21 protein-coding genes and 1 pseudogene are annotated in these 23,155 nt (G+C 71.1%); 9 read left to right on the top strand and 13 right to left on the bottom strand.

Annotated features, from left to right (window positions below):
- Positions 1–106: 106 nt before the first annotated feature.
- The 7 genes from QSK03_RS27590 (at position 107) to QSK03_RS27560 (ending at position 8,058) form a co-directional block, all read left to right on the top strand.
- Positions 107–1,561 (top strand): PucR family transcriptional regulator, encoded by a 1,455-nt coding sequence (locus QSK03_RS27590; RefSeq protein WP_285658767.1) that lies wholly within the window; start codon positions 107–109, stop codon positions 1,559–1,561.
- Complete coding sequence (locus tag QSK03_RS27585) at positions 1,558–2,376, top strand: phosphosulfolactate synthase (protein ID WP_285658765.1); 819 nt, start codon at positions 1,558–1,560, stop codon at positions 2,374–2,376. The genes QSK03_RS27590 and QSK03_RS27585 overlap by 4 nt, the downstream gene beginning before the upstream one ends.
- Positions 2,373–3,296, top strand: coding sequence for an XcbA family protein (locus tag QSK03_RS27580; RefSeq protein ID WP_502872228.1), 924 nt, complete (start codon positions 2,373–2,375; stop codon positions 3,294–3,296). The genes QSK03_RS27585 and QSK03_RS27580 overlap by 4 nt, the downstream gene beginning before the upstream one ends.
- Complete coding sequence (locus QSK03_RS27575) at positions 3,293–4,648, top strand: lyase family protein (RefSeq protein WP_285658761.1); 1,356 nt, start codon at positions 3,293–3,295, stop codon at positions 4,646–4,648. Before QSK03_RS27580 ends, QSK03_RS27575 begins: the two co-directional genes overlap by 4 nt.
- A complete protein-coding gene (locus QSK03_RS27570) occupies positions 4,645–5,592 on the top strand; it encodes a pyridoxal-phosphate dependent enzyme (protein WP_285658759.1) in 948 nt (315 codons plus the stop codon). The genes QSK03_RS27575 and QSK03_RS27570 overlap by 4 nt, the downstream gene beginning before the upstream one ends.
- Positions 5,589–7,109: a lyase family protein gene (locus QSK03_RS27565; RefSeq protein ID WP_285658757.1), complete on the top strand. Its 1,521-nt coding sequence runs from the start codon at positions 5,589–5,591 to the stop codon at positions 7,107–7,109. The genes QSK03_RS27570 and QSK03_RS27565 overlap by 4 nt, the downstream gene beginning before the upstream one ends.
- A gap of 718 nt (positions 7,110–7,827) precedes the next feature.
- A complete protein-coding gene (locus QSK03_RS27560) occupies positions 7,828–8,058 on the top strand; it encodes a hypothetical protein (protein WP_285658755.1) in 231 nt (76 codons plus the stop codon).
- A gap of 284 nt (positions 8,059–8,342) precedes the next feature.
- Here QSK03_RS27560 and QSK03_RS27555 read toward each other — a convergent pair whose 3' ends face one another.
- The 13 genes and pseudogenes from QSK03_RS27555 to QSK03_RS27500 all read right to left on the bottom strand — a co-directional run bounded on the left by QSK03_RS27555 (position 8,343) and on the right by QSK03_RS27500 (position 19,748).
- Positions 8,343–9,116, bottom strand: a complete 774-nt coding sequence (locus tag QSK03_RS27555; protein WP_285658753.1) for an SDR family oxidoreductase — start codon at positions 9,114–9,116, stop codon at positions 8,343–8,345.
- A 25-nt stretch (positions 9,117–9,141) separates the two neighbouring features.
- A complete protein-coding gene (locus QSK03_RS27550) occupies positions 9,142–9,459 on the bottom strand; it encodes a putative quinol monooxygenase (RefSeq protein WP_285658751.1) in 318 nt (105 codons plus the stop codon).
- Between the two features lie 116 nt (positions 9,460–9,575).
- A pseudogene (locus QSK03_RS27545) lies at positions 9,576–9,815 on the bottom strand (transposase); the annotation flags it as partial.
- A 46-nt stretch (positions 9,816–9,861) separates the two neighbouring features.
- Complete coding sequence (locus tag QSK03_RS27540; protein WP_285658749.1) at positions 9,862–10,701, bottom strand: mycofactocin-coupled SDR family oxidoreductase; 840 nt, start codon at positions 10,699–10,701, stop codon at positions 9,862–9,864.
- The gene (locus QSK03_RS33260) at positions 10,694–11,158 is read right to left on the bottom strand and encodes a helix-turn-helix domain-containing protein (RefSeq protein ID WP_352232058.1); all 465 of its coding nucleotides are present in this window, start codon (positions 11,156–11,158) and stop codon (positions 10,694–10,696) included. The genes QSK03_RS27540 and QSK03_RS33260 overlap by 8 nt, the downstream gene beginning before the upstream one ends.
- Positions 11,159–11,413: 255 nt before the next feature.
- On the bottom strand, positions 11,414–12,976 hold the full coding sequence (locus QSK03_RS27535) for an FAD-dependent oxidoreductase (protein WP_285658747.1): 1,563 nt from the start codon (positions 12,974–12,976) through the stop codon (positions 11,414–11,416).
- A 110-nt stretch (positions 12,977–13,086) separates the two neighbouring features.
- Positions 13,087–13,707 carry a LutC/YkgG family protein gene (locus QSK03_RS27530; RefSeq protein WP_285658745.1) on the bottom strand — a complete coding sequence of 207 codons (621 nt, stop codon included), beginning with the start codon at positions 13,705–13,707 and terminating at the stop codon, positions 13,087–13,089.
- The gene (locus tag QSK03_RS27525) at positions 13,704–15,161 is read right to left on the bottom strand and encodes a lactate utilization protein B (RefSeq protein WP_285658859.1); all 1,458 of its coding nucleotides are present in this window, start codon (positions 15,159–15,161) and stop codon (positions 13,704–13,706) included. Before QSK03_RS27525 ends, QSK03_RS27530 begins: the two co-directional genes overlap by 4 nt.
- 17 nt (positions 15,162–15,178) lie before the next feature.
- On the bottom strand, positions 15,179–15,943 hold the full coding sequence (locus tag QSK03_RS27520) for a (Fe-S)-binding protein (protein WP_285658743.1): 765 nt from the start codon (positions 15,941–15,943) through the stop codon (positions 15,179–15,181).
- Positions 15,944–15,989: 46 nt separating this feature from the next.
- Positions 15,990–16,490 carry a VOC family protein gene (locus QSK03_RS27515; RefSeq protein ID WP_285658741.1) on the bottom strand — a complete coding sequence of 167 codons (501 nt, stop codon included), beginning with the start codon at positions 16,488–16,490 and terminating at the stop codon, positions 15,990–15,992.
- 12 nt (positions 16,491–16,502) lie between these two features.
- A complete protein-coding gene (locus tag QSK03_RS27510; RefSeq protein ID WP_285658739.1) occupies positions 16,503–17,732 on the bottom strand; it encodes a serine hydrolase domain-containing protein in 1,230 nt (409 codons plus the stop codon).
- Complete coding sequence (locus tag QSK03_RS27505; protein WP_285658737.1) at positions 17,729–18,799, bottom strand: hypothetical protein; 1,071 nt, start codon at positions 18,797–18,799, stop codon at positions 17,729–17,731. Before QSK03_RS27505 ends, QSK03_RS27510 begins: the two co-directional genes overlap by 4 nt.
- A gap of 40 nt (positions 18,800–18,839) precedes the next feature.
- A complete protein-coding gene (locus QSK03_RS27500; RefSeq protein ID WP_285658735.1) occupies positions 18,840–19,748 on the bottom strand; it encodes a haloalkane dehalogenase in 909 nt (302 codons plus the stop codon).
- Positions 19,749–20,018: 270 nt separating this feature from the next.
- Between QSK03_RS27500 and QSK03_RS27495 the strand changes: the two genes are divergently transcribed.
- Both QSK03_RS27495 and QSK03_RS27490 read left to right on the top strand, forming a co-directional pair.
- Positions 20,019–20,945, top strand: a complete 927-nt coding sequence (locus QSK03_RS27495) for an AAA family ATPase (RefSeq protein ID WP_285658732.1) — start codon at positions 20,019–20,021, stop codon at positions 20,943–20,945.
- Positions 20,942–22,900 (top strand): AAA family ATPase, encoded by a 1,959-nt coding sequence (locus QSK03_RS27490; RefSeq protein WP_285658730.1) that lies wholly within the window; start codon positions 20,942–20,944, stop codon positions 22,898–22,900. Before QSK03_RS27495 ends, QSK03_RS27490 begins: the two co-directional genes overlap by 4 nt.
- Positions 22,901–23,155: the final 255 nt, after the last annotated feature.

Below are 23,155 nucleotides of genomic sequence, written 5' to 3'. Positions count from 1 at the left end.
GGCGATGACGCTCACCGCTGTTGACGCCGTCGGAGTGACGACGGCAACGCGGCCCGCGCGGCCCGCGCGGCGGGGCACTGTCCGCGGCGACACCGAGGCCGTGCTGGTGGACCTGGCCCGCACCGACCCGGCGACCGTCGTCATCCGCTTGCTGAGCACCCGACACCTCACGTTGAGGGGTCGGGGCCTCGGCGACGTTCCGGTGGAGCGCCCGGCGCACTGCGTCGACGATGCCGAGTGGCTCGCCGTCGTAGCACCGACGGTCTTGGCGGCGGCGGGTGAGCCACGCCTCGCGATCGGCCTGGCCACGGCCCTCCTCGATGGGACCGATACCGCTCGGGTTCCGTCCGCGGGGCGGCGGGTGCGCGAGGCGTTGGTGGCCCATCTCGATGGCCGCACACGACATCACGTCGAGGAGGTCATCGATCCTCCCCCCTCGGTCGGGCCCCTCGCGGACATGATCGAAGCCGTCACCCGGGACGACGCGCGAGGATTCGTGGTGGGCGCGGATCGTCTGCTCGGTGGCCCTGTGGTCCTGCTCGACTCCTCCGGCCACGTCGTCGCCCAGAGTCGCCCGGCCGAGCAGCACTCCTACGCCGGCCCACCGGCGAGGACCATGATCGTCGCCGACGACGGTGAGGTCGCCGGGACGTTGGCCCTCCCGGGCGCGGGATGGTGGAGCGCCGGAGAGGAGACGATCCTGCGCGGCCTCGGCAGGCTCCTGCTGCAGCGGCGCAAGCTCCTCGACGAGACCCGGATTCTCCGCCAACGGATGGCACTGACGAGCTGGCTGGCCCCTGACCACACGCCCGCAGATCCCCCGCTCTCACTGCTGTTCGCCGGTCGGTCGCGACTCGCGAACTGCCGCCCGGTGGTGATCTCGCTGCCCGATGGGATCGACGAGCCGTCGGCGCGCGCCCTCGATGAACGGCTCCGTCCGGCGTGCGCCGCTCACCCGCTGCTGAGCACTCTCACCCTGGTGCCGGCGCACGGGACCCTGGTCGGGGTGTACGCGGACGAGGGGACCCCGGAGCCGCAGGCACAAGCCGAGGCCTGGCAGGACGTCCTGGCCACCGTGTCCGTGCCCGGCCTGACGGTCTCCGTCGGACGCCAGGCCGAGGCCGGTGACGAGCTGCGCTCCAGCTACCGGGCCTCGTGCGCCGTGGCGCATCTGCAGCGCCACGGCGCGGTCTATCTCAACCTCCCGACGGTGGCGATCGGTGACGACCTGGGTGCCTCGGCGGAGGTGCTCACCGCCGTCTCGGCCGGCCAGGTGCCGTTCTTCATCGAGCGGGTCCTCGGTGACCTCGTGACCGACGACCGCTTCGGTGGCGCACTCGTGGAGACGCTCTACGCCTATCTCGTCACCCGAGGAAGTCCTCAGGAGGCAGGTCGCCTGCTGCATCTGCACGTGTCGTCGGTCAAGTACCGGATGCGCGTGATCCGTCAGCTGCTCGGTGCCCGGCTCGACGATCCCGCCGAGCGTTTCGACCTCGAGCTGGCCGCCCGGTTGTTCCTCTCGGCACGGGAGTTCGCCAACGCACGCCGGGAACAGCGGTGAACGAGGCCTTGCTGCCCGAGCCCCAGTCCGCCGTTCTCGCGGGCGGCGAAGAGGGTTTCCTGTCCCTCCCCGTACGGACGCGGAAGCCCCGCCTGTCGGGGATCACCCACGTGCTGGACAAGGGGATGCCCCCGACGCTCCTCGGGGCGCACCTCGATCTGGCCGGGGAGTCGATCGATTTCCTGAAGTTGGGCTGGGGGACCGGATACCTCGACCCCGCCCTCGCCGAGCGGGTCACGCTGTGCCGGGAAGCCTCGGTGACCCTGTGCACCGGCGGGACGTTCCTCGAGATCGCCGAGGCGCAGGGTCGGCGAGCGGAGTTCGCCCGGTGGGCGGCGGCATGCGGTTTCGGCGCGGTGGAGGTCTCGAACGGGCTGGGCCTCATCGAGCCGACCGCCAAGCGGGAGCTGATCTCCATGCTGGCGGCCGACTTCGTGGTGCTCGCCGAGACCGGCAGCAAGAACCCCGCGGCCTCTGCCGACCCGGCGGCATGGGTGGGCGAGATCGGGGCCGATCTCGACGCGGGCGCAACTCTCGCCGTCGCGGAGGGTCGGGAGTCCGGGACCGTCGGGCTGTACGAGCCGGACGGTCGGGTCCGGGAGGAGATGGTCGACCGGCTCACGACCCAGATACCGCTGGAGCGGCTGGTGTTCGAGGCGCCACGCCGGGCCCAGCAGGTCTGGCTGATCCGCCACCTCGGCCCGGCGGTGAATCTCGGCAACGTCGACCCGACGGAGGTTCTTCCCCTGGAGACCCTGCGCCTCGGCCTGCGGGCCGACACCGCCGAGCTCACCACCACGAGGGCGCTCAGATGATCCCGCTCCCGGCGCCGAACACGATTTCGCGGCCTTATCGCGGGCTGTCGGTGCAGCGGGTCGAGCGCCCCGACTCGCTGGCGGACCTGGTCGACCGCATCCGGGCCCGGCCGGTGTACCGGCGCACGGCGCTCATCGTGGCGCGCTGGGGCGTCGAGGCGGCGCTGCTCGCGGTGCGGACCGAGGAGGAGGGTGAGGGTCTCTTCCGGGACGTCGTCGACGTGCGGTTGCTCGCCGCTCCCGAGGAGATCGTGTGGATCGAGGACGGCGACGTCGACGTCGGCAACGCCACCGCACTCGCCGCGGCTGCCGCCCGGCATCAAGCCGACGGGGTGTCGGCCTACGTCGTCCACGGTCGGCACTCCCACGTCAACATGATCTGGCGCCCGGCACCGGTCCCGGTCGTGGTGGACGAAGTGGTCCCGCCACACCCGCCGAAGCTCGTCGACATGGTCCACCGGGCGATCGACGTCGACGAGGATCTGCCCCCGCTGCAGCTACGGGCCCGGTTGGTGTCGTTGCCGGCCCGGGTGCGGGCAGGTGGGCCGGGTCGCTACCTCCTGCCCTGCGCCGGCGCCGGGCCGGCGCCGGGCACGACGACCTCGACCTCGAGCTCGAGTGTCGACTATCTCGACGACGGTCCTCCCGTACGGGGTGACTGGACGCTCATAGGGTGCGAGCGCTCCGCGCAGATCCACGAGCATCACTACGGCGACCGGCCCCTCTGGATGGACTTCTGTCCCGCGAAGCTCCCCGCGGTGGACGGTCCGCGCGTCACCAAGTGCTGCCTGCTCGAGCGCGGCCTGCAGGTCCGGGAGCAGACCGCCGTCGTGCCCTGGGGAGCTACCCACGATGAGGTCCGGGACGCCCTGAAAGCCGTGACGCAGCAACGACCCGACAACGACGGGGTCTCCCGGTGACTGATGTGACGAGCGCGGCGACGCATCTGCGTGACTCCGTCCAGTACGGCCATCTCTGGATCACCGCCGAGTGCCGGGAGTGGTTCGCCGAGGAGCACCGCCTCCGTTCCTGGCTCCGGATCTACGCGGCGGTCGCCGAGGTCCAGGCCGACCTGGGACGCCTCCCGCTCGAGGCGGCCGAGCGGATCGGGGAGGTCGCTGCCGACACCCCGCTCGATCTCCCTGCCATCGCCGAGGCCACGCGGCGGACCGGCCACTCCACCGCGGGGCTCGTCGACTGGTTACGCCACGCGGTCGGGCCGGAGGCCGCCCCCCACGTGGGACTCGGCGTGACCGTGCAGGACATCTCCGACACCTGGACCTCGCTGACCCTGCGGCACACGGGGAACCTCGTCGGCGCCGATCTGCGCGCGTTGCTGGACGCTCTCACGGTCCTGGCCGACCGGTTCCGGGCGACACCCATGGCGGCGCGTACCCACGGTCAGATAGGGGTGCCGATCACCGTGGGCTTCAAGGTGGCGCAGTGGGCCGCGGAGTGCGAACGACACCTGGACCGGCTCGAGGAGGGCAGGCAGCGCTGGGAGACGGCTCCGCTGAGCGGCTCCGTGGGGAGCCTGGGCTACTGGGGCGCCGAAGGCCCCGAGCTACTCGAGGCCTTCGGTGGCTGTCTCGGCCTGGCCGCTCCGCCGCTCCCGTGGGGGTCCTCCCGCGACGCGGTGGCGGAGTTCGCCTGCTGGGCTCAGCTGGTCGCGGGACTCCTCGCGCGGATCGGCAACGAAGTCTTCCAACTGCAGCGCACGGAGATCGGCGAGCTGGCCGAGCCGGCCCACCCGGAGCAGATCAGCAGCATCACGATGCCCCACAAGCGCAATCCCGAGCTCAGCGAGCATCTGGTGACCCTGCGCCACCTGGTGGGGTCGTCCGCGGGCCTGCTGCTGACCGCGACCCTGGTCGAGCACGAGCGCGACGGACGGGCGTGGAAGACCGAGTGGGTGGCCCTGCCCGACCTGTGTTGTGCCCTGGCGAAGGCGGCCCGGGCGGCCGCGGAGCTCGTCGCCGGCCTCCACGTCAACACCGCGCGGATGGCCGAGAACCTCGCCCGCAGCGGGTCGGCCGCGACGAGCGAGCAGGTCGTCAACCTGCTCGCCGAATCACTTGGTCGCGACGAGGCCTTCGCCGTGGTCCGTTCGGCCGTGGCACGCTCCCGGCCGGGGCGCTCCTGGCTGGCTGAGATCGACGCCGACGACCGGGTCCGGGACACCGGGCTGGCGTTCGATGGTGCCGACGTCGGGGACCGGGCGCTGGCCAGCGCCGTGGCGTTCGTCGACCGGTGGCGGCAGGGTCGGGGATGACCACGATGACCGACGTCGCGCTCGGCTGTTGGCCCACGCCCTTGCACCCCGTCCCCGGCCACCCGCACCTCCTCCTCAAGCGCGAGGATCTGAACGGGCTGGGTTTCGGGGGCAACAAGGTCCGCGCTCTCGAGGCGATCGCGGACGTCGTTCGCCGCGAAGCCTCGGAGGTGCTCGTGACCGGAGGGCGCGCCGACTCCAACCGGGCGGCATTGGCCGCGATCGCCGCCCGCAGGCTGGGGATCTCTTGTCATCTCGTGCTCGATCCGTCCGCCGGTCACGAGCCCACCGTGGTCGCGATCGCGCGCGCCGCCGGGGCGATCATCGAGCGTGCTCCCTGTTCCGGTGCAGGGGCGGTGAACGCCCGTGTCGACGACGTCGCAGAAGGTCTTCGAGCGGCCGGCCGACGGTGTCTCGCCGTTCCCCGAGCGGGTGCGAGCCCGGTCGCCGTGCTGGGCTACCGGGCCCTGGCCGACGAGCTCATCGAGCAGGGCGGCACCCGGCCCGGCACCGAGGTATGGCTCCCCTCCGGCAGCGGCACCACCGCCGCGGGCGTCTGCCTCGGACTCTCCTGTGCGGGCGTGCACGAGGTGAAGGTCGTCGCGGTATCGGTGCAGAAACCCGCGGACGTCATGCGTGCACGGATCGAGCAGCAGGTGGTGGAGGCGGCCGGCGTGGCGAGGCGACCGGAGCTGGCCGCCGCCGCGATGCGGTGCCTCGAGGTCGCCGAACGACCGGCCCCGGGGTCGGGGGCCCTCGGCGAGCTCGCCGCGACCGGGGTCCTCCCGGACCCGGTCTTCGGCCTGCCCACCTGGCAGGCGCTGGCCGAGCGGCTGGGTCGAGCAGACGACGGGGTGCCTCGTGTGCTCGTCGCGAGCGGCGGACTGCCGGGAGCCCTCGAGGCGCTGGACCGCACTCCTGAGATGCGGGAGGACGGAGCGTGACCTCGGTGCCCTACCTCGGGCTGGGCGGCCGATTGGCCAGCGGCCCCAGCGAACTGCTGGTGCGGTCCGGCTTCAGCACCGAGACCGCCTACGGCCCGCTGCTGCACAGGTCGCTGGGGATCGTCGACATCACGCACGTGCTCGCCCTCGTCGACGCAGGGCTGCTCGACGCGACCGGAACGGCCACACTGCTCGACGCACTGTTGGACCTCTACCGTCTGGACCCCTCGGAGTTCCCCTGGGACCCGACGCACGGCGACCCCTACAACGGCCGCGAGCACCACCTCGCCGCACGGCTGGGCAGTGTGGCGGGGCGGCTGCACCTCGGCCGCACCCGACGCGAGGCCGAGCGGTGCGCATTCTGGCTGGCGACGCGGGACTCCCTGCTCCGACTGCACCATGCCTGTGTCGGGCTCACGTCGGTGCTGGCCCGCCGGTCGGTCGGGCTCGCCGAGGCGTGGTGGGCCGACATGACCTACCTCCAGCCCGCCCAGGTGTCGACCTTCGGGCACTACCTGCTCAGCAGCGCTCACGAGGCGGAGCGGCAGACCGACCGCGTGCGGCGGGCCAGAGAGGCCGCGACAGGGCTGCCCGTCCTCGCCGGGGGTGTCGCAGGAACGTCGCTGCCCCTGCACCGCAGCTCCTACCTCGAGCGGCTCGGGGTGCCGGTGCAGGTCACCACGACCCGCGACGCGATGTGGGCGACCGACACCCTCGTCGAGGTCGCGGTGTCGGCGTGTCAGGCCGTCCTCACCGCGAGCCGCCTGGCCGAGGATCTGCTGGTCTTCTGCTCGCCCGCCTTCGACTACATCCGTCTGCACGACGCCCATTGCCGCGCCTCGGTGCACCTGCCGCAAAAGCGCAATCCTTACGCCCTGACGGTCCTCCGCGGTGGGGCGAGCTTCGCGATCGGCCGGGTCACGGGCGTGCTCACGACGGTCCGCACCCCTACGGCCCAGAGCGACAACTGGCTCCACACGTACGGCGAGGTCCTGAGCATGCTCGAGTACGTGACGGTCCTCGTGTCCCTGATGGCGGAGGTCGTCGACCACATGGAGGTGCACACCGAGCGGCTCGCGGAGCGGGCGTCGGCCGGTTTCACCGACGCGGCCGAACGTGCCGAAGGGCTCGCGGTGGCGAGCGGGATCGACTACCGCACGGCCTACCGGCGAGTCGGCGCGTTGGCCACCGCTGCCGAGCAACGTGGAGAGGACCGGTTCTCCGAGGCGGACCTCTCGGAACTGGGCATCCCCCACGCCAGGCCCGACGACCACGCCGAGACGGTCGGCGCCCGCCGAGTCCCCGGCGGCGCCGATCCGTTCCAGGTCCGCCGCTCCGCACGTCGCCTGGAGCGCCGCGCCGCGTCGCGCCGCCGGTGGAACGAACGCGAGGCCGGCCACGCCGCGACCGCCGTTGCCGGTCTGCTGGCGGAGGGGGCCGCCCTGGCCGGCGGATACCCCGCGGCGACGGAGCCGGGGGAGGGTGACGAAGTGATGTCGGCAGCATCGTGGACGTAGAGCTGCTGAACGCCCACGAGCAGCGCACGGCCGGCTTCGGGCACCGGAGTAGTACCGCACGCACTTCGTCGACGCCGAGCACAACAAGGCGAATGGGTCACGCAGTGGCAGCTGCAGTACGTCGTCTCTGCGCTGCAGTAATCCTTCGCCGCCTGAAGTCGGCGTGCGGACACGCCGTACTCGGCACGGGCGCACGGCGTACCGCGTCCGGGCAGCGAAACAGGGAAGCCATGAGCCCGTCGTCGCAGCTCTCGTTCGTCGGTGGGCTCACCGGGAGGTACGTGGACTTCGCCACGGCTCAGAAGGCCGCCACGTGGATGCTCGCGGCGGACGGGCACCTTGGTGACCGAGCGGCAGATCGAGGGGATGGTGCCCCCGATGGACTCGCTGTCCGCTCACCCCGAGGTGTCCGACGCGCTGCGAACACGGGACGCGCCGGCGGCCCCGTACGGCAAGTCGTCATGGCCAGTGAAGCTCAACGGTCCGCCGCGGAGTCCGGACCGCCCGCCTCGGTGTCCAGTGTCGCCCGCCGGCTCGTCGTCCCGCAGGGCTTCACCCTCTCGACCGCAGGGACTCTGGCGATCCTGCTGGAGCAGCATCCCCGACCGGGACCCATGGTGATCTGGCTGTTCGTGGCCGGCGCGTCGCCGGGATTTGTCCTGGTGGTGGCGGTGAGGGTGCGTGTCGCCACGGGTCGCCGGTGCGAGGTCCGGCCGGGGTGCGCCTGTTCAATGTCACCGCCGTCGTCATCGTCCCGGCGGTCGCGTGCGCCGTGTTCTGGATTCCGTCGCCCCACATGGCGTTCCCGATCGCCGGGCTCGCGGTCAACAGCATCTACGTGCTCGCGGTGGCGGCGTTCTTCCGCAGCATCGACCGGGTCCTCCCGGCCGTAGCCGGGCGGCGCGCTCGACGGAGCTCTCCGAGCGGGGGATCCCCGAGCACGCCCTGACCGGACTCGTGACCTCCACCCCGTCGTGCACCGGCCCGGCCGCTCCAGCGCGACCGCCGGACCCGACCGGTTGGTCAGAGACACCTTGCCGCGCAACTCCGGCGGACAGGGCAGCTCGGGTCGACGTGACACGAGCAGATCTCCTCGGACGGTCTGGTCTCCGGACGCGCCGGGGCGGTTCACCCACGGGGAGTGGCATCACTCTGGGCACCGCCGGATCGCGCCGGCATCCGCCACCAGCCGGTCCCGGCCGGCCTGTCGGCCCGCCACCCTCAGGGCCCGGGTCAGAGGGTGGGCACCATGCCGCCGTCGCAGCGCAGGGCGGTGCCGGTGATATACGCGGCGGGGGCGCTGCACAGGAACGCCGCGGCTGCCCCGAACTCCACGGGGTCGCCGTAGCGGCCCGCGGGGATGGTGGCGCGGGTCTCCCGCTCGACCTCCTCGCGGGAGCGGCGGGTGCGCTCGGCGACCGCGGTGTCGATCTGCTCGGCGCGCGGGGTGGCGATGCGCCCGGGCAGCAGGGAGTTGACGGTCACCCCGGACGCGGCCACCTCGCCCGCGAGGGTCTTGAGGTAGCCGGCCAGCGCCGCGCGCCCCAGGTTCGACAGGGCGAGCCCAGGGATCGGGGCCTCGACGCTGCTCGAGCTGATGCTCAGCACGCGGCCCCAGCCCTGCTCGAGCATCGCGGGCAGCGCGAGTTCGACCAGGACCCGGTGCGGGGCGACCAGTGTGGCGATCGCCGTCGCGATGCCGTCCGCGTCGACGTCGCGCGCGGTCCCCGGCGCCGGCCCCGGCCCGTTCAGCACGAGGACGTCGGGGGTGCCGACCCGGTCGACCGTGGCGGCGAACAGCGCCTCGGCGCCGCCGGGCGCGACGAGGTCGGCCCCGATCCCCACCGCGCCCGGCAGCCCGGCCGCGACGTCGCGGGCGCGTTCGTCCGAGCGGCCCGAGACGACGACGGTCGCGCCGTCGTGCGCGAGCGCGGTCGCCGTCGCCCGTCCGAGACCCGAGGTGGAGGCGCAGACCAGCGCCGTCCTCCCCGTGAGACCCAGTTCCATGTCCGTCCGCCTCCCAGGGTGTCGGCTAGAGCTGGCCCTGAGTCGGCGACCCTGCCGGCACCGGGCGTAGCTCTTTGATCTCAATTTCAGCTGCCAGCTTGCCCTCGAGGAGACCGCCGAGAGCATTGAAGGGAGGCGCCGCGAAATGCTGATCCAGCTCGGCACGCCCGGTCCACTTCTCGACCATGACCAGACACTCGTCGTCCGTGTGGAGGGCGTACAGCTCGCATCCGGACTCGTTCGAATGAACGTCGGCCTGGGTCGCGTTCAGAATCGAAACAACCTCATCCCACGCCGCCTTCTTCGGCACGATCGTAGCGACCACGACGATGGGAGATTCCATGAGATACTCCCGCCTCACTGTACTCATTCGATGATCGATGGCCAGCGCGTGTCTCTTGAGTGGTGATCTGGAGCCAGAGCAGGATGGCCCGCGGCGTCGGCCTCGGCCTACAGGATCGCCAGCACCTCGTCCCAGGTGCCGTCGGTGCTGAAGCGGTGGTGGCGCTTCCACACCGTCTGCCACGGCCCGAAGCGCTCGGGCAGGTCCCGCCAGGCGATCCCGCAGCGGTAGCGGAACACGATCCCCTCGATCACCTGCCGGTGATCATGAAACGGACGCCCGTTGCCGTACTGCGCGGGCAGCAACGGCTCGATCCGAGCCCACACCTCATCCGAGAGCACCGGTCCACGACCCACACCAGGATCGTGGACCGGCCCAGCTCACAGACTTGGGAGACACGCCCTAAGCGGTGTTCCTGGCGTTCCATCCGGCCGCGATCGACAGAGTCTCGCCGGTCACGTATCGAGCACCCTCGGACACGTAGTACAACATGCCTTCAGAAATGTCGCTAGGATCGACCAACGGCACCGGGATCGCATTCATTGAAGTAAAGGCCGGAATAACATCCTCCCAGGTCGGGTTTTCGATGTCCGGAGCGAAGACCTTGTACATGGCAGGGTTCGCGTGGATCATGTCCGTGTTGACGTTGGTCGGACAGATCGCGTTCACCGTGATCCCGTGCGGAGCAAGCTCTTGCGCTGCTGACTTCACGAGCCCGATTACTCCCCACTTCGCCGCTACGTAGTGTGCCAGCATCCCCACCGGCGATCGGCCTACCATCGACGAGGTGGCAACTATTCGTCCGTAGCCACGTTCGATCATGTGCGGAGCGACGGCCCGAATCGCCTTGAACACTCCCCCGAGGTTGATGTCGAGCATGACAGACCAATCCTCATCACTGATGTCCACAAAGGGCACCGGGGTGACCACACCAGCGTTCGCGATGAGGATGTCGATGTGACCGAACGTGGCAAGAGCCTGTTCTACGACGCCAGCGAGCTGGAGAGAGTCCCGCACATCGGCCTTGATGCCCAACGCACGACGATCAAGGGCCTCGACCTGCTTCACAGAGTCTGCAAGATCATCAGCATCGGGCATCTTGCACGGGATGGTGTCGATGCCCTCCACTAGGTCGCACATGACGATGTCCGCACCCTCGCGTGCGAATGCGAGCGCGTGTGAGCGCCCTTGTCCGCGCGCACCACCAGTGATCAGGGCGACGCGCCCGTCGAGCTTACCCATGTCGACCTCCCGTTGTCTGATCCATCGAATTCGCAGTGTTCAAACCGTGGCAGGGATTGAAGCAGTCACAGAAATGTCCGCCATCCTGGATCCCATATTGTCTCAGTCGTCGATAGAATGTCGACCGCGCCATTCCGAAATTGTGTGCCGCGTGGGCTTTGTTGCCTCGAGCGGTGAGACCCCGGTGATCAGGGTGACCTTGCCGTCGAGCCGCATACTGGACCGCTTCCGTTGCGTGGATTTGCAACCGGTCGGAGCCGCCGACGGTTCCACCCGGACGTCCGTAGGATATGCGTCCTGGAAGAAGCGTAACTGTCCGAGGTTGGCACAGTCCTGCCCGGCGGTTGGACTCCAGTCGGCGACACCGAGGTCCTTCGTGATCCGCTCCGAGAGGTCGATCCGCGATACGGCGCCCACCGTCGGAGTTTGTTTCGGCCGCCGACGCGCTGGGGCCCACGTCGGGCGAGAGTCCGCCACGGTGTTATGGCGACCACGACCAGGCCCCTCCGCCGCTCGCGGGCGGTTGTCGTGATCGGCGTCGTCGCCGTCGTCGATGGCGAGGCCCGTGGGCCGCCGCCGCAAGTGCTTCATGTGCTGTGCAGAGGGTTGTGCCTCCGCCCAGATCGTGACCCTCGCTGGCGGGCAACGCCGCATGCGACCGCCACAGGAGCGGCCTGCGCCGGAAAGTCGCCGATTCCCGGAGCGTGTCGGATCACATGCTGGTCAGGTCAGCCTGGTTCGCGCGCAACCTGGCGTAGCCGATGAAGTAGTCCGAGCTGATGTAGAGCTCGTTCATGTCGCCGAGCTGGTCGATCGTGAGGCCCTCGGGACGGCTGATGAGGTGGTGGAGGTACTGGAAGGCGTCCTTGGCGCCGTAGCCGGCGTGGTGGATCCCGACGATGCGGCGCGAGTCGGCGTCGATGACACATTTCTGATACCCGGTTCGCTCCGGGAAGGTGAAGCCGTAGAGCATCGAGCCCTCGGCCATGGGCAGCGGCGTGTCGCCGGGAGCCATGCCGAGAGGCGGGACCTGGATGGTCACCACTCGGTCGTAGCGTTCCCGGGCCTGCCGCTCGGTCAGTCCGGCCCATGTCACCTCGTAGGTGGTGTGCAGGAAGTCGGGGATGTCGTCGTAGTGGAACTCGGCGGCGATCCCCATGATGTTGCGAGCCGCGGTGGTGCCGCTGCGGCGGGACTTGAACATCTCGAGCGGCGGACCGATCAGGTCACCCGCGGCGTAGACGCCGTCGATGTTCGTCCGCATCCTGCTGTCGACGACGACGAACCCGCGTTCGTCGTAGGTGAGCGGGAGAGCGGCGGCGAAGCTCGCGGTGTTGGGCCTCTCTCCCGTGCCGAGGAGGACGAAGTCGGCGTCGATCACGCGACGGCCCGCGGGCGTCTGCACCTCGACCCCCTCCACGCGCTCCTCGCCGAGGATGCGGGTGACGACGCTGTGCTCGAGCAGCTCGAGATCGCGCGAGTGCATCTGCTCGACGACGAACCCCCGCAGGTCGTCGTCCATCAGCGCCGGTCCGCCGCTGGTGAGGACCTCTGCGCGGCTGACGACAGTGGTCGGGGTACCGGTCGCGCGATAGAAGCTCGCATACTCGACGGCGACCTTGGAGCCCCCGATGACCACGATCTTGCGGGGCTCGTAGTCGAGGTCCTCGATGAACGACGCGTAGTCGAAGACCCCCGGCAGCGTCTCCCCCTCGATCCCGGGCATGGCAGTGCGGGCGCCGGTGGCCAGGACCAGGGCGTCGGTGGTGAAGGTCCGCCCCGCGGCACAGACGGTCCTGGCGTCGCGCACGGCGGCCTCGGCGTTCACCACCGACTCGATGTCGAGCTGCTGCGCGCTCTGCCAGTTCATGTGGGCGTGCGGACCGCTGCGCTGCGATCGGAACAGCTCGACCAGTTCGAGGACGGAGGCGGCGGTGGGGTCGAACTTCGGGTACCACAGCCGTCCCTGCAGCGCCTGCGCCTGGTCCAGCTCGCGGGCCGCCTCACTGAACAGGTGGTGGGGGACACAGGCCTGGTGCGGGCATGAGCCGCCGAGGAAGGGCCATCGCTCCACTACGAGGGGGCGACCACCGAGGCTGCGGAGCACGGCGGCACCGAACCGTCCGGCACTGCCCCCGCCGACGAAGATGGCGTCGAAGTGCGAGCCGCGGGCCTCGTCGACGTTGAGGATGGGCTCCCCGAGTTCGCCGCTGTAGGCCTCGTCGATCAGCCGGCGCCACCCGGCGATCGACATCTCGCTGCCGTAGACGTCCACTCTGCTCTCCGTTCGATGCTCGGGGTGCTCCCAGCCTCGCCCGCCCGAGAACGCCCCGCCTAGGTCTCCGGGGGAGCAGCGGGGGCACTTGATTGGTCCTGGGCCAGGCCTCACCCGACCAGCACCACGCGCAGGGTGCGGGGACCGTGCACGCCCTCCACCCGCTCGAGCTCGATGTCGCTGGTCGCGCTCGGGCCGCTGATCCAGGTGTGCGGGCGGGTCGGGTCCAGGTTGACGATCGCCTCCGGGACGCCCGCGACCAGCTGGTCCGCCCAGAGCACGCAGACATGGATGTCCGGGACGAGCGTCGCCGCGCGGCGCCCCTGTCCCGGGCCGTGGTCCAGCACGATCGTGCCCGTCTCGACGATCCCGAGACGCGCGGTAGTCAGGACGCCGTCGACGGCGTCGAGCTCGCCGGTCGGGAGCTGCCGGTCCTCGATGTGACGGGGGCCGGCCGGACGGAGTCCTCGGGGGAGGTCGAAGGGGACGAGGAGCGTAGAGACGTCCTCGAGCAGCGGCACGAGGGTCGCGACCAGGTCGTCGGGCACGCAGCGCACGACCCTCGCCCGGTACTGCGCGACGCGCTCGGCGAAGAGTTCGACGTGACCCGGGGTCAAGGGCGCGGTCGACGGTCCGGACCGGACGACCTCCACGTCGGCAGGGGTCTCCTCGGGAGGAACGTCGCGGAGCGCGCGGCGCACCCGTGCGAGGACGACGTCCCGGGCCGTCACCGGGCGTCCCGTCCGGCGCGGGACCACCAGGAGCGGAACGACTCCGCGGGCGGCAACGGGACGTCGCGAGCGCCCGACCACCCCGCGGCGGGCCGGGGAAGCGCCCCGAGGACGCGCCGCCCGCCCGGCGCGGACCGCAAGCCCCGGCGGCTGAGGACCCTCGCGGCCAGACCGGCCAGTCTCGTGGACCTCGCGGTCCGGGCACTGGAGGCGAGCGTCCAGGACGCGGCGCGCATGACGAGGTCCTGCGGCGTCGGTCGCCGACCGCGGTGGGCGTCGACGACCTTGGTCCGCAGGTGGACCAGGACCTCAGGGATGTCGATCCGGACCGGGCAGACGTCGAAACACGCGCCGCAGAGGCTGGAGGCGTAGGGCAGCGCGTCGAGCTGGGCGTCCTGACCGACGCCGCGCATCATCGGGTTGAGGATGGCCCCGATCGGGCCGGGGTAGACCGAGCCGTAGCTGTGACCTCCGGTGCGCTCGTAGACCGGGCAGATGTTGAGGCAGGCCGAGCACCGGATGCAGCGCAGGGCCTGGCGCCCGACCGTGTCGGCGAGGACGTCGGTGCGCCCGTTGTCCAACAGCACGACGTGCACCTGCTGCGGGCCGTCGCCGGGGGTCACCCCGGACCACAGGGAGGTATAGGGGTTCATGCGCTCCCCGGTGGAGGAGCGGGGCAGCGTCTGCAGGAAGACGTCCAGGTCCGCCCACGTCGGGAGGAGCTTCTCGATCCCGACGATGCTGATCAGCACCTCGGGCAGGGTCAGGCACATCCGCCCGTTGCCCTCGCTCTCGACGACGGCGAGGGTGCCGGTCTCGGCGACGGCGAAGTTGGCCCCCGACACGGCCACGCGGGCCCGGAGGAACTTCTCCCGCAGGTGGTCGCGCGCGGCGGCCGCCAGCTCGAGCGGGGCGTCGGTCAGGTCGGCGGGCGCAGGCCGCCCGACCCGTTCCATCTCGCGCAGGAAGATCTCACGGATCTCGGCGCGGTTGCGGTGGATCGCCGGGACGAGGATGTGGCTGGGGAGGTCGTCGCCGAGCTGCACGATCAGCTCGGCGAGGTCGGTCTCCCAGGCGTGGATGCCGGCGGCTTCCAGAGCGTCGTTGAGGCCGATCTCCGCGGTCGTCATCGACTTGACCTTGACGACCTCGTCGGTGCCGTGGAGACGGGCGATGTCGACCACGATCCGGTTGGCCTCGTCCGCGTCGCGCGCCCAGTGCACGGTGGCGCCCGCGGCGGTCAGCGCGGTCTCGAGCTGCTCGAGGTAGACGTCGAGGTGGCGCAGGGTGCGGTCCTTCAGCGTGGCACCGGCGACGCGTAGTTGTTCCCACGCGTCCACCTCGCGGACCACCTCGGCCCGCTTGGTCCGAATCGTCGAGGTGGCGTGGGCGAGGTTGCGGCGCAGCTGAGAGTCGGCGAGCGCAGTCCCCGCCGCGACGGGGAACGTCGGCATCCCGACGAACGTGGCGCTCACCGTGCCGGCCCTGCCCGGCCCTCGGTGCTGGCCAGGCCCTCGGTGCTGGCAAGGACCTCGGCGAGGTGCATGACCCGGACCCCGGCCCGTTGCCGGCCGAGCAGGCCGCCGATGTGCATGAGACAGGAGCTGTCGCCTGCGACGAGGACCTCTGCGCCCGTCTCCTGGACGTGGCGCGCCTTGTCCGAGCCCATCGCGATCGAGGTGTCCGGGTTCTTGACCGCGAACGTCCCACCGAAGCCGCAGCATTCCTCGGCGGCCGGGAGGTCTGTCCAACGGAGCCCGCGCACCGCCTGCAGCAGCCGGGTCGGGCGGTCGCCCACTCCGAGCACCCGCAGTGAGTGGCAGGTCGGGTGGTAGGTCACCGAGTGCGGGAAGTAGGCCCCGACGTCGACGACGTCGAGCACGTCGACCAGGAACTCGCTCAGGTCGTGGACCGGCGGTGCCTGCTCGACCGCGCGGACCAGAGCGGGGTCGCCGCTGCGCTGCGCGACGAGCCGATGCTGGTGACGGATCGAACCCGCGCATGACCCGGACGGCACCACGATCGCCTCGTAGCCGGCGACGGCGGCGAGGTGGTTGCGCAGCAGAGGGACGGCTTCGTCGAGGTAACCAGAGTTGATCATCGGCTGTCCGCAGCACGTCTGCCTACCGGGGACGTCGACGACGACCCCGAGCCGGCGCAGCAGGTGGACGACGGCCTTGGCTGCCTCCGGGAACAGCGCATCGTTCAGGCAGGTGGGCAGCAGGCCGACGGTCATGGGGCGGCCCCGCGTGGCACGCGGGCCGGCACCGAGGGCCGCGGGGTCATCGGGGCCAGACGAAGTCGGGCTCGCGCCGCACCGAGGGCGGCTCGATGATCTCGAGGAGCCAGCCGAGGTCCGCGACGGTGTCGAAGTAGACGAAACGACCGTCGCCGTCGCGCCCGTAACCGTGCCCGGACTGCACGACCTCGTACCCGGCGGCCACGAGTTCGTCGGTGGTCGCGAGCGCGTCCTCGACCTTGACCCCGAGGTGCTGGATCCCGTATCCGTGCCGGTCGAGGAACTCGTGGTAAACGGTGTTCTGCCCGCGCACCTGGATGAGCTCGATCTGCGGCCCGGTACCGGTCAGCGCAATGTCCATGCCGTAGTCGGCGGGACGGCCGCGGTAGGTCAGGTCGCGCACGGTGTCAGGGGTGAAGCGGTACCCGATCCATGGCCCGAGCCCGAACGCGGTGCTGTACCGCTCCAGGGCCTTCTCGAGATCGGGTACCACCACACCGATCTGCATCAACGTCCCGGAGGCGAGCGTGGGCAGTGGCAGCATGACCATGATCCTTCAGTCGACGATGGCTTGGTGGACGAGCTGGCGCAGGGTGGGGCGGATGGGCAGGGCGGGCGGTGGCATGAGCTGTGTGAGCAGCACAACCGTCAGGTCCTCACGGGGGTCGGCCCAGAAGACCGTGCTGGCCGCCCCGCCCCAGCCGAACTCCCCGACACTCGTGGGTGCGCCGTAGCGCACCGGGTCGAGGACGACCGCGACACCGAGTCCGAAGCCCACGCCGTGGAAGGGGGTCTCGGCGTAGAGCGGCCGTCCGAAGGCGGCGAGGTCGGCCCCGCCCGGAAGGTGGTTGGCGGTCATGTGCGCCACCGTGCGGGGTCCGAGCAGCCGCACGCCGTCGAGCTCCCCGCCGCGGCGCAGCATCTCGGCGAACCTCAGGTAGTCGGCGACGGTCGACACCAGCCCACCTCCCCCGGACGGAGCGCTCGGTGGCGCGTGTACCTGGGCACCGAGGGTGTCGTCGGGCACCGGGCCGTCCGGACCCGCGACGTACAGCCGGGCGAGCCGATCGAGGTGGTCGGCCGGCACCTGGAACCCGGTGTCCCGCATGGCGAGGGGACCGAGGATCCGCTCGGCCAGGAAGTCCGGCAGGGACTGCCCCGAGACGACCTCGACGAGCCGCCCGAGCACGTCGGTGCCCAGCGAGTAGTTCCACTCGGTCCCGGGGGCGAACAGCAGGGGTTGAGCGGCGAGCACGTCGCACGCCTGCGCCAGTGTGGTGTCCGGCGGTAGGCCCAGGCCGAACCCGGCCGCCCGGTACCGCGCGTCGACGGGATGCACGCGGTGGAAGCCGTACGTCAGCCCGGAGGTGTGGGTCATGAGGTGGCGGATCCGTACGGGGCCCGGCGCCGGAACCGACACCGGGCCGGCGTCGTTGCCGCCGACGTACACCCGCTGCTCGCGGAACGCGGGGAGGTGGTCGCCGACCGCGTCGTCGAGTCCGAAGCACCCCTCCTCGGACAGCATCATGGCGGCGACCGACGTGATCGGCTTCGTCATCGAGTAGATGCGGAAGACCGTGTCGACCTCGACCGGCAGCCGACGTTCGAGGTCCCGGGCGCCGTATCGCCCCAGGTGAGCCAGCCGACCACGCCGTGCCACGGCCACGAGGTAACCGGGCATCCGGCCGCTGTCCACCCGCGCCCGGAGGTAGTGGTCGAGCCGGGCGAGGCGGCCCCCGTGGAGACCGACGTCCTCCGGCTCGACCCGGTCGAGCAGCCCGGTCACGCCCGGGTGAGCTCGTCGCGCACGATGCGCGTGCCGGCCACCAGGGACTCGATCTTGCGCTTGGCGACGATGTGCTTGACGCCGGTGAGGGTGCAGTCGGTGTGCACCATGACCCTCTCGGCCGGGACCACCTCCAGCACCCGCCGGATGCCGGCGGCGACCTGGTCGGGCGTCTCGGCCACCAGGCTCTTGCCGTTGATCACGCCGACCCCGAAGTCCATGTGGTCGGGGATCGAGGAGATCGCATCGATGTCGGTCTGGTGGAATCCGTGGCTGGCCATCTCGTACTGGATCTGGTCGCAGTTGAGGTCCCAGAGCCAGGGGAACAGCTTCGCCCCTCGCAGCTCGGTGACGCCCGGCTGGCCTTCCTGTTGGCCATAGCAGATGTGGATGATCTTGTACGCGTCGATGCCCTCGAAGGCCGTGTTGATGGCCTCGACCACCCAGTCCGCGGGGTCGAAGAAGGTGAGGACCTCGGCGAACTGGACGATCTCCACGCCCCGGCTGACGATGTCGCGCAACTCGGCGTTGAGTGCCCCGGCCAGGTCCTGCGAGAGGGCCTTGATGTCGCCGTAGTGCTTGTCGGTGATCAGCGCCGCCATGGTGGCGGGGCCGACCGCCGCCTGGATCTTCACCGGCTTGTCCGTCTGCTCCACCGCCGCCTCGACGATCGGCTTGAAGATCGGCCGACGCCACACGATCGGCGCATCGCACGTCGGCTTGTACACCGGCATGTTCTCGAAGTGGCCGGCGCTCAGCGGGTCCCCGTAGGGTCGCAGGCCCTCGAGCCGGTCCATGTAGAAGTGGAAGATCTCGCCCTGCTCGTAGTCGCTGTCGCTCTCGTAGTGCTGGCACCCGTCGGTCAGCACGTCGAGGCCTGCGTCGGTCATGTCCTTCATCGCGAGCGCGACGGCATTGCGGTAGTTGGACCGGACCTCGAAACTCGGGAACTCCGGGGAGTGCACGCCGCCGACTGGGAACACCTTGCCGCGCAGGAACATCGGGCGCGGGTAGGAGCCGACGATCGTGGTCGGGAGGAGGACGTCCTCGCCGCGGATCTGCACCATGAATGGGCCTTTCTAGGAGGGGAAGGGACGACGAGGACTTTCAGTCGAGCCGTGCGGCGAACTCTGCGACGATCTCCCCGAGCGTCTCGCCGCAGTCCTCGGGCATGTTGTGGCCGCCGTCGGGCAGCCGGACGTGGGTGAGCCCGGCCGCGCCCGGTGTCAGCTGCTGGAACATGGCGTCCGCGGCGCCGGCGATCGGGTCGTGCTCGCCGTACACGGTCAGGAACGGCATCGTCGAGCGGCCGAGGATCTCGCGGGACTCGCGGACCGCGCCCGACGAGGGATCGTCCGGTGTCACCGGGATGAGCGCCGGGAAGATGCGGGCCCCGGCCTTGTACGACTCGTCCGGGTAGGGCGCGTCGTAGGCTGCCACCACGTCGGCAGGCAACGGGCTCCGGCATGCCCGCGCCACGATCGGCCCGACGTCGAGCACATCGACGTCGGCCGCGTACTCCTGCCAGGTCCGCAGCGCGTCGTTCGCCGGCATGTCACCGGTGGGGTAGCCGTGGTTGGTGGCCACGTAGCCGGCCGCGAGACCCTCGATCGCGGTCACGGCGCGCAGCCCCACCAGGCCGCCCCAATCGTGGCCGAGGACGACCGCGCCGCGCACACCGAGCCCGGTCAGGAAGTCCACGAGCCACCGCACGTGCCGCTCGTAGGTGTAGTCGGAGATGTCCGCGGGCTTGTCGGAGCGTCCGAAACCCACGAGGTCGGGCACGATCACCCGCAGTCCCGCCTTGACCAGCGGCGCGATCGTGTGACGGAACATGAAGCCCCACGTGGGTTCACCGTGCAGCAGCACGACCGGGCGTCCTTCCGGCTCGCCCTCGTCGAGGTAGTGCATGCGCAACGGACCCAGCTCCGGATCCTCGACGGTCAGGTAGTGCGGCGAGAAATCGAACTCCGGTAGACCCTCGAAATGCTCGTCCGCGGTCCGCAGCACGCTCATCGATTCAAGCTCCTCACGGCCGACGATGTTTCCGGTCAGGGCCGAGACGGTAGGCGTGACCGATCTCCGGTCGTACCTCGCGAGCGGACGAATGAGGCCGCGCGCTCCGTCCTCACGGGTCGGTTCGCGCCGCTGAGGGCCGCGAAGGGCGAAAAGGTGCGCCGACGTGATCCTCCGCGGACCTAGTCCCCGGCGTGCTCCCGGATCGAGGCTCGCCCGACGTCGCTGAGCGGGAGGTTCCGTGACCGGCACCAGGAGAGGAGCAGTCCCATGGGTCGTTTCGACACGCGCACGGGCGACGCCCTCACCGACCCGTTGCGCGACGACCCGGCGTCGGTCTACGCACGCGTCGCCGCCGAGGTCGTCGGACGCGACGACCAGTTGCGAGCGATGCTGGCGGTCCTGGTCGCGGGCCGGAACCTCCTGCTCGAGGGTCCTCCCGGGACAGGGAAGTCGACGGCGCTGCGGGCGATCGCCCGCCATGGCGGCGCGTCGCTGACGATGGTCGAGGGCAACGCCGAGATGTCTCCACAGAAGATGCTGGGGCATCACGACCCGGCCGCGGTACTGCAGCACGGGTACCGGCCCGAGGACTTCGTCCCGGGCCCGTTGCCGACGGCGATGAACGCCGGCGGTCTGTTGTACGTCGAGGAGTTCAACCGACTTCCCGAGGACACGCTCAACACCCTGCTCACCGCCATGTCGGAAGGGGAGCTCCACGTACCCCGGTTCGGTCTCGTGGCCGCGAGGCCGGGGTTCAGGGTGGTGGCGGCGATGAACCCTTTCGACAACATCGGCACGACCCGGGTCAGCGTCTCCGTGTACGACAGGCTCTGCCGGCTGGCGGTGGGCTACCAGTCGGAGGAAGAGGAGACGGAGATCGTCCTGCGTCGCACGGGCGCCGACCCGGAGCTCATCCGGACCGCGGTCCGGGTCGTGCGGCGTACCCGTGGGCACCCGGCCCTGCGGTCGGGGTGCTCGGTCCGAGGTGCCATCGACCTCGTTCTCCTGGTCGCCTCCCTGCGTGAGCTGGACGGCGGCGTGGAGCACGACGACGACCTCGGTGTGGCGGCCGGGCTCGCGCTGTCGAGCAAGATCGTGGTGGACGATGCGCACGGGGGCACCGCGGAGGACGCCATCGCCGACATCCTCACCGAGGTGACCGGCGCGCAGGCCGACGTGGTGCCGCGGTCGTGACGATCGCCCCCCACCTCGGGACGCGACCGGGCGACCGGGTGATCGGCCGCACGCGCGAGACCATGCTGCTGCGCGTGGCCCTCGACGCGGGCCGGCACGTCCTGCTCGACGGTCCGGCCGGCGCCGGCAAGACGGTGCTGCTGCGCGCTGCGTGTCGCGACCGACGGCTCGTCGAGGTGGACGCCATCACTGTGTCCTCGGCGGGCGGCCTCGTCGGTCGGGCGGATCCGCTGGGTCTGCTGCCGCAGCGTCTCGCGACACGGTCCGGGGTACCTGCGCGGGCGGCACCGGAGTTCCTCGTGGGCCCGCTCGTCGCGGCGATGCGGAGCGGGGCGGTCTTCGTCCTCGACGGGGCCGATCGGCTCTCCCCCGACGCGTTCGGCGTGCTCGTGCCGGCGATGTCCGAGGGCGAGCTCGTCGTCCCGGGTCTCGGCACGGTGCGGGCGTGCCCGGGGTTCGCGATCGTGGCCACGGCGAGCACGGAGGACCGGGCCGGCACCGGGGCCATCCCGGCGGCGTTCCTCGACCGCACCGCCCGGCTCCGTCTCGACCATCCCAGCGGTCCCGATGCGCGAGGGATCGTGCTGGAGCGGGTCCCCGGCACCGATCCGCGCCTCGTGGCGCGGTCGGTGGCGGTGGTGCGGGCGAGCAGGCGTCATCCCGACCTCGCGATCGGTTCCTCGATCCGCGGGGCGATCGACCTCTGCGCGGTGGCCGACGCGCTGGAACGGCTCGCCCCGCGCACGGGCATTCGGAGCGGATCGACGGAGGACGACCAGCGATGGGCGGCACGGCTGGCCCTCTCCGCGCGCCTGTACCCGGCCGCGGAGACCACCCGTCCCGTCGAAGCGATCATCGACGAGCTCTGGGACGGGGTCCTGCTCGGCGAGCATCGGGCGGAGCCCGACATCGGGCACCGTCTACCGCCGAGCACGATCGTGGCGCTGGAGCAGCCCTCCGCGCCGGCCTCGTCGGGCCCGCCCACGGACGACGCAGCCAACGACCCGGACGGTGACGGGAATGGGCCCGGTACAGACGCTCCGTGGGACAGCCAGACGTCCGGGGCGCGCGCCGCTGCCGGCCGTGGCCCCGGGGGCGCGTCGATGGGCGGCGCTCGCGACGACCAGCAGCCTCCGGAGATGGTGCTGAGGGAGACCGAGGCCGCTCTGGCGTCGTTCGTGGGCGGATCCTCGTCCCCGGGCGAGGCGTTGGACATCGGCGCCTCGCCGAGCCGAGACGAGGTACGCAGGCTCGTCGAAGCTGCCAGCCGGGTGGTCGTCCGGAGACTGGACGGTGCCCGCACGGTGCGCGCGCAGGGGACGAGGTTGGCGTCGGTGCGCTACAACTTCCGCTCCGACGACCTCGATCTCGACCGCACGGTCGAGGAGCTCGTGGCCAACCCGATCCCGGCGTGGTCGGACATCTGGGTCCGTGACCGGGTGCCGCGCCGACGCGGCGTGGTGTTGATCCTCGACGTGAGTGGGTCGATGCGCGGCGAGCCGCTGGTCCACGCCGCCACCGCCGCGGGCGCCGCGACCCTCGCGCTCGCCGGCTCCGACGACCTCGCCGTCGTCGCTTTCTGGCGGGGAACCGCCGTCCTGCGCGCGCCCGGGGAGCCGGTGGAGGTGCTGCCGGTCGTGGGCCGTGTGCTGGCCCTGCGGCCGTGGGGCCTCACCGACATCGCAGGGGGGCTCACGCGCGGCGCGGAGCTGCTGGAGCGGATGCCGACCTCGCAGCGGCAGGCGCTGGTGATGACCGATGGAGAGGCCAACACCGGCGCCCACCCGCTCGCCGTGGCAGCCCGGTTTTCTCGGCTGGACGTGCTGGCCACCGACTCGTCTCCCGCGACCCTCCAGCGCTGTCGCGCCCTGGCCTCCGCCGGCCATGGCACCTGTCGGTCCTACGACGGTCTCGGGGAGCTACCGCTGCGCCTGTCCGAGCTGCTGAGCGGCTGAGCGGCTGAGCGACGGCAAGGCATGCTCGTCACGGAGCGCCATGGCCACCGCGAGGGCCATTCCACCGCCCGCGTCAGGCGAGGCAGACCTCCCGCCCGCCTGCGGTTAGGAGGTGCGCAGAGGTCCTCTGAGGTTGGCCCCTGACACCGGACACGTCGTCTGAGGTGGACCCGGTCCGCCAGGGAGGATGTCGTTCGTGCCTGCACCTCACCCGCCGGAGTTCCGGCGTCGCGCCGTGGATCTCGCTCGTGCCGG

The organism is Actinomycetospora sp. NBRC 106375 (assembly GCF_030269665.1).
In the GTDB taxonomy this organism is placed as follows: Bacteria; Actinomycetota; Actinomycetes; order Mycobacteriales; family Pseudonocardiaceae; genus Actinomycetospora.
Note: the sequence above shows the minus strand (reverse complement) of the source record. Positions and strands in the feature narration are given on the sequence as shown.